A 5,380-nucleotide genomic window follows, 5' to 3' on the forward strand; every position below is an offset into this window, starting at 1 on the left:
TCGTAGGTCGTCGCCGGCGGGCTTGCCGGTCTGTTCCGGGTCCCCGAAGACGCCGAGGATATCGTCGCGGAGCTGGAAGGCCTCGCCCAAGGCCGCGCCGTACGATCGGTAGCCGTCGATCAGTTCGTCCGGTGCGCCGGCGATCTTGCCGCCGAGTTCGAGCGGGTGCTGCACGGAGTAGCGGGCAGACTTGTGCTGGATGACCCGCGTGGCGCGCTCCACCTGTGCGGCCGGAGCGATGGCCGTGTTCGCCTGGGCCAGGATGTCCAGGTACTGGCCCGCCCCGACCTCCGTGCGCATCAGCTCGAACACAGGGCGCGCCCGCTGCAAGGCACCCGGGTCGAGCCCGGCCTGAGAGAGCAACTCGTCGCTCCAGCCGAGCAGCAGGTCTCCGAGGAGGATCGCGGCGGCGGCGCCGAAGTCGGTGGCGGCTCCATGCCAGCCCGCGTCATGGTGCCGCGCGGCGAAGCGGCGATGCACGGACGGCTTCCCGCGACGGGTGTCCGAGCCGTCGATCAGATCATCGTGAACCAGCGCCGCGGCCTGGAAGAGCTCGAGTGCGGAAGCCGCCGCGATGACCGCATCCTCGTCGGTGGCGCTCGCGGTCCTGTGACCACCGCCGCTCACGTCACCGGCCGCAGATCGCCAGCCCCAGTAGCAGAACGCCGGCCGGAGCCGCTTCCCGCCGCTGAGTAAGTCGGCCGCCGCTTCGGCCAGCGGCACCAGGTCATCGCTGATCCGCTGGAGGTGTGCCTGCTGCCGGCTGAGGAATTCCTCGAGCACGGTCTGTATGTGTGGACGAAGCGGACCGACCGGGTCCACGGGGGAGGACGTCACGTCTGCCAGGATAGAGGCCGCACTCCTCGCCAGGTCCCGCCCTCCATGGAATCCGCACGAGCCGGAATGGCGACCGGGTGGCGACTCCCGTAGTCTGTGGGATCGTCGCAGGTGAGAGGGGCAGGAGTCCCACAGCCTGAGATCTGGTGTTCGGATCGCGGACGCAAACCGATATCGTGGCGATATGTCTCAAGGATTGCCGACGACCACACAAGGAAGCACGACGACTATCCGCGAGCTGTTGGCCGCTGGGGAGCGGTCGTACTCGTTCGAGTTCTTCGCGCCCAAGACACAGGAGGCAGATGAACTCTTCTGGCGGACGATGCGGGAGCTGGAGTGTCTGCGGCCCACGTTCATCTCCGTCACCTATGGTGCGGGCGGAACCTCCAGAGAATACACCGTCCGGGTCACCGGGCAGGTCGCCATGGACACCACGCTGACCGCGATGGGGCACCTGACCGCCGTGAACCACTCCGTCGCGGAGATCAGGCACGTCATCGGGGAGTATGCGGATGCCGGCATCCGCAACATCCTCGCGCTGCGGGGCGACCCGCCAGGGGATCCGCAGGCTGAGTGGGTACCGCATCCGGAGGGCCTGAACTACTCCGAGGAGCTCGTCCGGCTGATCAAGTCCGTGGGAGACTTCTGCGTGGGAGTCGCCGCGTTCCCGGAGAAGCACCCGCGCTCGCCAGACACAGCGACCGACGTGCGGTTCCTGGTGAACAAGTTCAAGGCCGGCGCCGACTTCGCCATCACGCAGATGTTCTTCAACGTCGACGACTATCTCCGGTTGCGGGACCGGGTGGTGGCTGCCGGTGGCGACAAGCCGATCATCCCGGGCATCATGCCCGTCACCAACGTCAAGCAGATCGAGCGGTTCGCCCAGCTCTCCGGCGCGAAGTTCCCGTCGGCGCTGGCTGAGCGGTTGCGGGCGGTCGAGGACGACCGCCAGGCCGTGCGCGCCATCGGTGTCGAGGTCGCCACCGAGATGTGTGAACGGCTGATCGCCGAGGATGCGCCGGGCTTGCACTTCATCACGCTCAACAGGTCGACGGCGACCCGGGAGATCTACGAGAACCTCGGCCTGGGCGCCACCCTGGTACCCGCCTGATCCAAAGACCACCGACTCAGTCATCAAGAGGCCCTGGCGATTCGCCGGGGCCTCTTGATGTACCCGGGGCCTCTTGGCGTACGCGGTGAGCGGGAGTCCCGTCTCGCTAGGGCGTCTGAGGTGAGTCGAGAAGGCCCGCCCCTGACCGCAGCGTTGAACGCAACGGAAGTCCTCGCCTCACGCGTGCCCGATCATGTCCGCGACGAGCGTGGCCGACATCGCCACCATGGGCAGGCCCGGTCCAGGGTGAGCGCTCGCGCCGGCGAAGTACAGACCGTGCACGGGGGAGCGGTTGGGCAGCCTGCGCCGGATCGAGCTCCCTCCGTGCCACGGGATCCCATAGACGCGCCCGCCCGGTGCGCCGACCTGCTGTTCGAGGTCGTACGGCGAGCGGATACGGGTATCGACGATGTGTCGTTTCAGATCCACCCCGCGTGAAGCGGCCAGCCCCAGGAGCTGCTGTGCGTGTCTGTCGGCCGTGTCCTCCGCGGTCCAGTCGGTCGAACCGGCGTCGTCTCCCTGCGCAGCGCAGTCGGCGTGCAACGTCGCGGTGCACGGCCGATCGGGGTCCAGGCTCGGGCGGTGGGTGAGAGTGACGTTCGGGCCGTCGTCGGTCAGCAGGACGGTCCGCTCCGGGAACGAGGGCTGTCTTCTCAATGAGAGGAACAGTGTGAAGACGGAGCGGCCCTCCGCCGGCGCAGAGGTCCAGCGCGACTTGCGATGCCCGTCCAGCTCGATGCGTCCGGGCGTCACGGTGGAGACGACTATGTCGGCCGGGATGCGCTCTCCGTCGACGAGCTGGACACCGTTGACGCACCCGCTTCCGGCGGTGATGCGGGCCACGGGAGAGCCGAAGCGAAAACTGCCACCGCGGTCGCCGAGCCGCCGCTGGATCGCGTCGATCAGTACCTGCATTCCGCCACGGACACTCCAGGTGCCGAAAGTCTGGTCGAGGTAGGCGAACACCGCGAGCGCGGCCGGGGCCCGGTCAGGTACACCGCCGAGGGAGGTGGCGTACGAATCCAGGATCAGGCGCAGATGCGGATCCGGGAGGTAGCGCAGACCGAGTTCGCGCAGGCTCATGCCGCGGTGGAGCACCTGTCTGGCGCGGGGATGGGCGGCGAGCCATATCACGTCGCGTGCGGACGGGCAGTGGTCGAGCAGCCGTGGCCGGAGCAGCTGCCACATCTGCTCGGAGACCTGGACGAGTTCGTCCCACTGGGCCGCGGTCCCGTGGCCAAGGGTGTCGTCGAGCGCGACCGCGGTCTCCGCGCGGCTGGCGCCCGGCATGTCCAGGTGGGTGCCGTCCGGGAAGACGTAGCGGGGGGAAGGTGTGACCGGCACCAGATCCACCTCACGCTCGAGCGGGCGCCCGGTTTTGCGGAACAGATCACGGAAGACCGCCGGCAGCGTGAACGCCGTCGCACCGGTGTCGACGTCCAAGCCGTCGATCTTTCCGGTGCCGACTTGACCGCCGGCCGTGGGCCCACGTTCGACGACGGTCACATCATGTCCGAAGTCGGCGAGCCTGACCGCGGCCGTAAGCCCGGCCACTCCCGCTCCGACGACTACTACTCGTGCCACGATGGGTGAGCTTAAACCTCGCCGCGGACGGGGCCTTCGGGTGGGTGGGGTGTGTCCCGCTGGACCGGCGCTGCTCGCTCTTGACGTGTTGTCAGTGGCCGGTGCTACTCTCTGAACTTAGTCGAACATTCGTTCGATCGACATCGAGGAGGGAACCCATGAACACCCGATATGGCCAGCTCAACAGCGTGCGCACGGTGCGTTCGGACGCCGTGCGGAAGGTCCGTCCGCCGATGGGGCATGCCACGCTGGATCTGGTCGACCAGGCGCGTTCGTGCCTGGCGGAAGCCGCGACGGCCAGGACGGCGAACGAGCGCTTCGCGGCGGCACACCTAGGGGCACTCCGGGCGGCGGCGGCCGTCCTCGCGGCGCGGGCGCATCCGGTCTCCAGACGTTCACGTTCCGGCGGTGGCAGGAGGCGAGGGCACGGTCCCCGCAATGTCTGGGAGCTGTTGCCCACGGTGGCGCCGGAGATGACGGAGTGGGCGGAGTTCTTCTCCGCGAATGCAGGCAAACGAGCGGCCGCGCAGGCCGGGTTGAGGGGAGCTGCGACCGCGCGTGAGGCCGATGATCTCGTGCGGGACGCGGATGCGTTCCTCGCTGTGGTCTGTGTGTTGCTGGGACTGCCGTACCAGGAACCGATCGACGGGTTCGCGTCGAGCCTGTGAGAGGCGCACATCGAAGTGCGGGAAGTTGTACGTGACTGGTGTTGTTATGGAAGGCGAACCATGTAGACATGCCAGAACAGATCGTTATCGATTTGAGGAAGTGGCCTGATGCCGGACACCATGTACGAGCTCGCAGACGACGTGCCGGAACTTGAGTCGCCGGTCCTGCTCTACTGCCTCAACGGGTTCATGGACGCCGGCCACGCGGGCGGCGGGATCGTGGAGCACTTGCTTTCCACGCTCGAGCATCGGGAGCTGGCACGCTTCGATGTGGACCGGTTGATCGACTACCGAGCACGGCGCCCGGAGATGCACTTCAACAACGGAACCTTTGATGACTATGCCGCTCCGGAGCTCAAGCTCTACCTGCTCCATGACGACGTCGGGGCGCCGTTCCTCCTGTTGGCCGGGATGGAGCCGGACTTCAGGTGGGAGGCGTTCACGGCCGCGGTGATCGAGCTGATCGAGCGGTTCGGAGTGCGTATGTCCGTCGGCTTCCACGGAACTCCCGCGGCAACACCGCACACGAGGCCGATCGGTATCAGTGGACATGGGACACGAGACGGCCTGGTGCCCGAGGAGCAGGTGCTAGGGATGGAGCTGCGTATCCCGAGCAGTGCCGGGCTGCTGCTGCAGTACCGGCTGGGAGAGGCCGGTCGAGACGCGGTCGGTCTGGTGGCTCGCGTTCCGCATTACCTGTCCGAGTCGGAGTATCCGCAGTCGTCGCTGAGCCTGTTGCGCTCGCTGAGCTCGGCCACGGGCCTGCTGCTGCCGACGGAATCGCTCGTCGAGGCCTCGGAACAGGCCGAGCGGCTGGTACACGAGCAGGTGGAGGGGAACGAGAAGGTCGCCAGGGTCGTCGAGGCACTGGAGACCCAGTACGACGCATTCGCCGGAGGCGACGCGCGCGGCAACCTGGTCGCGGAGCTGAAGACGATGCCGACTGCGGAGGAGATCGGCGCCGAATTCGAGCGGTTCCTCTCCGACCTCGAGCCGCCGGACGAGTCGTCCTGATCCACGCAAACAGCGAAGACGGAAGACACCGGCCCGCGTTGGCGCAGGACGTACCCGCGGGCGGGAAGCGCGACCACCCGCGCCGCGGCCGCGGCGCGCACGTTAGGCTCGGCTTTGTGCAACGCGACGCATTGCCGTTCTATCGAGTGATGGCTTACGTCACAGG

The 5,380-nt window shown here is 67.5% G+C and carries 5 protein-coding genes; 3 read left to right on the top strand and 2 right to left on the bottom strand.

Going from position 1 to position 5,380, the window contains the following annotated elements; translation table 11 throughout:
* Positions 1–837, bottom strand: an 837-nt coding sequence (locus ELR45_RS21940) for a polyprenyl synthetase family protein (RefSeq protein ID WP_205857025.1), incomplete at its 3' end; no start/stop codon positions are given.
* 184 nt (positions 838–1,021) lie between these two features.
* On the opposite strand from ELR45_RS21940, the gene metF reads away from it, so the two are divergent.
* Positions 1,022–1,948 carry a methylenetetrahydrofolate reductase [NAD(P)H] gene (gene metF, locus ELR45_RS21945; protein ID WP_129668240.1) on the top strand — a complete coding sequence of 309 codons (927 nt, stop codon included), beginning with the start codon at positions 1,022–1,024 and terminating at the stop codon, positions 1,946–1,948.
* 177 nt (positions 1,949–2,125) lie between these two features.
* Here metF and ELR45_RS21950 read toward each other — a convergent pair whose 3' ends face one another.
* Complete coding sequence (locus ELR45_RS21950) at positions 2,126–3,532, bottom strand: phytoene desaturase family protein (protein ID WP_165368001.1); 1,407 nt, start codon at positions 3,530–3,532, stop codon at positions 2,126–2,128.
* Between the two features lie 158 nt (positions 3,533–3,690).
* Here ELR45_RS21950 and ELR45_RS21955 point away from each other — a divergent pair, with 158 nt between their 5' ends.
* Positions 3,691–4,200, top strand: a complete 510-nt coding sequence (locus ELR45_RS21955) for an SAV_6107 family HEPN domain-containing protein (protein WP_205857026.1) — start codon at positions 3,691–3,693, stop codon at positions 4,198–4,200.
* Positions 4,201–4,308: 108 nt separating this feature from the next.
* Positions 4,309–5,214: a proteasome assembly chaperone family protein gene (locus ELR45_RS21960; RefSeq protein ID WP_129668242.1), complete on the top strand. Its 906-nt coding sequence runs from the start codon at positions 4,309–4,311 to the stop codon at positions 5,212–5,214.
* The last annotated feature ends 166 nt before the right edge of the window (positions 5,215–5,380 follow it).

The sequence above is a fragment of the Phytoactinopolyspora endophytica genome, from assembly GCF_004138495.1.
In the GTDB taxonomy this organism is placed as follows: Bacteria; Actinomycetota; Actinomycetes; order Jiangellales; family Jiangellaceae; genus Phytoactinopolyspora; species Phytoactinopolyspora endophytica.

Excerpts from the sequence above, each read along its gene's own strand:
- ELR45_RS21960 (WP_129668242.1), top strand. The coding sequence starts at position 4,309 with ATGCCGGACACCATGTACGAGCTCGCAGACGACGTGCCGGAACTTGAG.
- metF (WP_129668240.1), top strand. The coding sequence starts at position 1,022 with ATGTCTCAAGGATTGCCGACGACCACACAAGGAAGCACGACGACTATC.
- ELR45_RS21955 (WP_205857026.1), top strand. The coding sequence starts at position 3,691 with ATGAACACCCGATATGGCCAGCTCAACAGCGTGCGCACGGTGCGTTCG.